3 protein-coding genes are annotated in these 4,818 nt (G+C 70.0%); 2 read left to right on the plus strand and 1 reads right to left on the minus strand.

Annotation, left to right across the window (positions count from 1 at the left end; genetic code table 11):
• Positions 1-242 precede the first annotated feature (242 nt).
• Together ACWBNA_RS47635 and ACWBNA_RS47640 are read left to right on the plus strand one after the other, a co-directional pair.
• Positions 243-1,712 carry a glycosyltransferase family 29 protein gene (locus tag ACWBNA_RS47635; protein WP_482710849.1) on the plus strand — a complete coding sequence of 490 codons (1,470 nt, stop codon included), beginning with the start codon at positions 243-245 and terminating at the stop codon, positions 1,710-1,712.
• Positions 1,709-4,042 (plus strand): glycosyltransferase, encoded by a 2,334-nt coding sequence (locus ACWBNA_RS47640; protein ID WP_482710850.1) that lies wholly within the window; start codon positions 1,709-1,711, stop codon positions 4,040-4,042. Before ACWBNA_RS47635 ends, ACWBNA_RS47640 begins: the two co-directional genes overlap by 4 nt.
• A 60-nt stretch (positions 4,043-4,102) precedes the next feature.
• Here the strand turns inward: ACWBNA_RS47640 and ACWBNA_RS47645 are convergent.
• Positions 4,103-4,818: hypothetical protein (locus ACWBNA_RS47645; RefSeq protein ID WP_482710851.1), on the minus strand; the 716-nt coding region annotated here is incomplete at its 5' end.

The following is a 4,818-nucleotide window of genomic DNA, read 5'->3' on the forward strand; positions in this document are numbered from 1 at the left end:
CCGGCCGGACGGTCATGCTGGTCACGAATTCCCCTTGTTCGACGCGCGGACACTCCTGCGGTACTCGCGGCACATTAGTCCGAATCACAGGGAAGTCCCGGCCCGCGGAGTGACGGTTGTCCAGGTGGTCTCTGCGAATTCACCTGGAATTCGTCTTCGTTTCCTAACTTTCTCCCAACCTCCCCCCACGTGCTAATAAAGAGCGAATCGCACAACATAGCCGCGGCAAAATCAGGAGTGCCATGACGAGGGTCCAGAACAGACGGGCACGTGTGCGCGGAGGGGGGCTGGACGACTGCCTGCGCGCCTGCGCGGCGCACAGCGGCAAACTCGTCGGCAGCATCGACCGCCGCCGTGTCGAACTCGCCGAGCAGTTGCGGAAGTTGCTGGTCGTGTGGGGCACCACCACGGCCGTCGCCTCCGCGCCCGCCCCGGCCGGCGCCACCGCCCTGCTCAGGCGGGCGGTCAAGGGCACCGCGACCCCTGCCGCCGGCCTCGGCAACGACCTCCTCGACGCCCTGCTCGCCGTCGCCAACAAGGCGCTGGAGTGCGGCTACGACGACGAGTTGAACCTCGCGCTGGTCATCAGCGACACCGTCCTCGCCCAGCGCAAGAACTCCCGGGCCGGTTGGCGACTGCGCGCCCGCCTCCTGGAGGCCCTCGGTGAGGACAAGGAGGCGGTGGAGGCGTACGAGCGGTATCTCGCCCTCACCGAGGACGACGGCTTCGGCGTCCGCGCCCGGATCGCCGGCATGCGCACGGCGGCGGAGAAGGAGCGGGAGCTGCTGAACCTGCTCCGGCGCCAGTGCCCGCGCGCCGAGCAGTTCGCCCGCGGCCCCGCCACCGACCTGTGGGCCGAGGGCCTCGCCGCGCACGCCGTCGGTGACTGGCAGGCCGCCGAGCCGCGGCTCGTGGGAGCGCTCCTGAGCCTGGCCGCCGAGGACGCCCCGGCCACCGACCGGCAGGAACTCCTCAGCCAGTACCTCGACCTGCGCACCGCCGAGCCCGCCGGGAGCGGGGACCTGCCCGCGCTCACCGAGGCGATCGCCCTCTACGCCGAGCAGCGCCGCACCCGGATGCGCGGCCCGGTCGACGACCCCACCGTCGGCGGGGTGCGGTGGATCAGCCTCGGCGAGTTCCGCAACCGGATCGCCGGCAAGTCGGTCTGCCTGATCGCCAACTCCGGTCGGGTCGGGGCCAGTTCGATGGGCGCGGAGATCGACGCGTACGACATCGTGGTGCGCTTCAACTCGTACCGGATCGACCCCGGGCACACCGGCAGCCGTACCGACATCCACGCCACCATCCACAAGCACGGCTTCAACTGGGACAAGCGGGTCGACACCCGGCTCGTCTTCGGCGGCGTCTCGGGAGACTGGAAGCACTCGCTGCGCAACCGCCTGGTCCCCGGCGCCCAGACCCACCTCGGTGACGAGTCACTGCGCTGGCCCGTGCGCAACATCGGCAAGCTCGGCACCGACGTCTGGTCGGGCATCCCGACCACCGGCTTCAACATGCTGTTCCTGCTGGACTTCCTCGACGTCAGCCCGACCCTCGACCTGATCGGCTTCGACTTCTACGAGAGCGGCGCCTACCGCGTCCCGGAAGCGATGAAGCTGGCCATCACGTCCGTGCACGAATACACCAGCGAGAAGGCATGGGTCATGCAGCGGGCCCAGAACGTGACCGATCTGAGGATATCCCTGCGATGACCACGACCTCCCCGGCCTCGGCCGCCGCCCCTCTGGCCCCCGCGACCGACGCGCACGCCCTCACCGGCAAGCGCCGCATCGCCTTCGCCAGCTACGTCGACGAGAACTACCTGCCCGGCTTCCTCGTCCTGCTGCGCAGCCTCGCCCTGTCCAACCCCGGCGTGTGCGAGGACTTCGTGGTCCTCTACGACGACCTGCGCCCCGGCTCCATCGCGAAGATCCGCGACCTGCACCCGCGGATCGTGCTGCGCCGGGTGAACGCCGACCACTACGACGCGTACAAGAAGGGCGACCAGGACAACTACCTGGTCCGCAAGGCGTACTTCATCCTCGACGTCTTCCGGCTGCGTGAGTACGACACCGTCATCACCCTCGACACCGACATGGTCGTCCTCGGTGACCTCGGCGAGCTGCTCAGGCTGCGCGAGGGACTCGCGGCCGTCTCGCAGTTCTTCTACGGGCAGCACAAGCTCAACTCCGGTCTGCTGGTCATCCAGCGCGAGTACCTGAGCGACGAGTTCTGCGCCAAGCTGGACCGCTGCGGCCGCAGCGGCGACTACGAACTCGACAAGCACGACCAGGGCATCCTCAACGCGGTCCTCGACGGGGACTTCATCCGCCTCGACCCGCGCTACAACTTCGTCAAGCGGCGCCTGTCCGGCGACCTCCCGGTCCCCGAGGACACCGCGATCCTGCACTTCACCGGCCGCCACAAGCCGTGGCAGGGCGGCGAGGCCGGCTACAGCCAGGCCGAGGACCGCTGGCGCGCGTTCGAGCTGTCCGACGCCGACTTCCACGCCGAGTACCTCGCCAGGCCGGGCGGCCTCCACCACGACCTGCTCGTCCACTACGGCACCCCGCACGTCAAGCGCACCGGTGACGTCGAGGCCGCCCGCAAGGTCGCCGCCGCGCACATCTCGACCGGCGACTACCAGGACGCCGTGGACATCCTGAGCGGCGTGCGCATCCCGCTGGACGCGGCCTGGCCGCACGAGGTGCTCGGCCACGCCCTGATGAGCGTCTCCCGCCACGACGAGGCCAGGGCCCAGCTGCTGCTCGCCACCGCAGCCCCCAACAGGGCCGCCACCGCCTACGCCCGACTCGCCCAGATGGCCTGGGTGCACGGCGACAACACCGCGGCCCTCGAGTACGCCACCGCCGGCCTGTCCGTCGACATCACCCACCGCTCCAGCCGGCTGTGGGCGCAGCGCGCCTCCGGCCTGCCCTCCCAGGACCGGGGCGCCGCCGAGGACCAGCTCGCGCACGTCGCCTTCTACATGGACCGGCAGGGCAACGCGGGCGACAAACTCCTCCCGGAGACCGTGCGCCTGGCCTTCGGCCCCGACACCGGCTCCCGCAGCTGGCACTCCGTGCACGCCCACCGCCTGTTCGACGAGGCGGCCCTGGAGCGCGTGAACGCCCGGCGCGGCCTGGTCATCGGCGGCGGCGGCCTGTTCATCCCGGACACCATGCCCAACGGCAACAGCGCCTGGCAGTGGAACGTCCCCGACGAGCTGCTGAACCGCGTCGACGTGCCGATCGCGGTCTTCGCCGTGGGCTTCAACGCCTTCGACGGCCAGTCCTACCGCGCCCATCGATTCCGGGACTCGCTGCGCCTGCTCGTCGAGAAGTCCTCCTTCTTCGGGCTGCGCAACCACGGCTCGATCGAGAAGGTGCGGGCCATGATCCCGGCGCACCTGCACGACAAGGTGCGCTTCCAGCCGTGTCCCACCACGGTGATGCGCCAGCTCGTGGACGGCTGGCAGGACCCGCGGACACGCGACGACACCATCCTGGTCAACGCCGCCTACGACCGCGCGGGCCTGCGCTTCGGCCACGACTACGACTACTTCCTGGCCCAGATGGCCCAGGCTGTCCGGGACCTCGGCGAGCTCGCCGAGGTGAAGTGCGTGGCCCACTCGCTCGACGACGAGAAGATCGCCTTCGACCTGCGGCGCGAGCACGGCATCTCGCTGCCCGTCATCCCGATGTACGACTTCGAGAACGACGAGATCCGCGACCTGTACGCCCGCACCAAGCTGGTGATCGGCATGCGCGGCCACGCGGGCATGATCCCGTTCGGCGTCGGCACTCCCATCATCAGCCTGATCTCGCACCCGAAGATGGCGTACTTCCTGCGCGACATCGAGCGCCCCGAGTGGGGCGTCTCCGTCCACGACCGCCATCTCGCCGCCCGCCTGGTGGAACGCTCCGAGGACCTCCTCGCCGACCACGCCAAGACCGTCGCCGACGTGCACGGCCGGCAGCAGGAACTGTGGAAGGTCACCGAGGCGAACGCGGCCGACCTCCGGGCCATCCTGGGCGGCTGACGGGTCGACCCTTCCGGCCGACGAGGCCGCCCCGGAGTACGGCCCCGGGGCGGCCGCCGGTCACCGCCGGACGGCTCTCCTCACCAGTCGGCTCAGCCCGGAGGCCATGGAGGTGCCGCCCTTCGCCCGGTCCTGCTCGCGGGCCTTCCTGAGCTGCGCGAAGTGGTCCGCCCGGGTCCGGCTCAGGTACTCGTCCGAGGTGAGCGGACTGGCGATGGACCAGGCCCGCCTGTGCTCGCCGGCGTAGTGCGCGACGTACGCCTTGGCCAGTTCCAGGACGGACTTGAAGGGGATGCCGCCGGTGTGGTCGCGGTCGACGCGGTCCTGGACGGCGGAGATCAGGGCGAGCTTCTCGTCGACCGTGTACGTGTCCTCGGAGATGGCCTTGAGGACGTGCTCGGGGATCGGCCGGGTCACCTCGAAGGCCAGCGTGGAGCGGATCGGAGGGCCCGCGATCTCGATGTAGGGGAGCAGTGCGCCGGTGCTCCAGTGCAGCCAGGGCAGGCGCGGTCCCGCGAAGTCCTGGTGGAGGACGACCGAGCCGGGGCCGAGGCGGCTCAGGAATCGCTCGCTCACGCAGCGGAAGACCCTGGCCGTCTTGGCGATGTCGATGTGCAGGAACTCGACCGGGGTGGTGTCGTCCGGGTCGGAGGTCTGCCAGAGGTCACCGGCGTGGATCTCCAGGAAGGGCAGGAACGGCTCCAGGCGGCCCCGGAAGTCGTCCAGGAAGGAGTTGTCGTCCGCCGGCTTGTGGCCGGACGTGAAGAACTTCTCCG

It is taken from the genome of Streptomyces sp. Q2, assembly GCF_056820935.1.

Excerpts from the sequence above, each read along its gene's own strand:
- ACWBNA_RS47640 (WP_482710850.1), top strand. The coding sequence starts at position 1,709 with ATGACCACGACCTCCCCGGCCTCGGCCGCCGCCCCTCTGGCCCCCGCG.
- ACWBNA_RS47635 (WP_482710849.1), top strand. The coding sequence starts at position 243 with ATGACGAGGGTCCAGAACAGACGGGCACGTGTGCGCGGAGGGGGGCTG.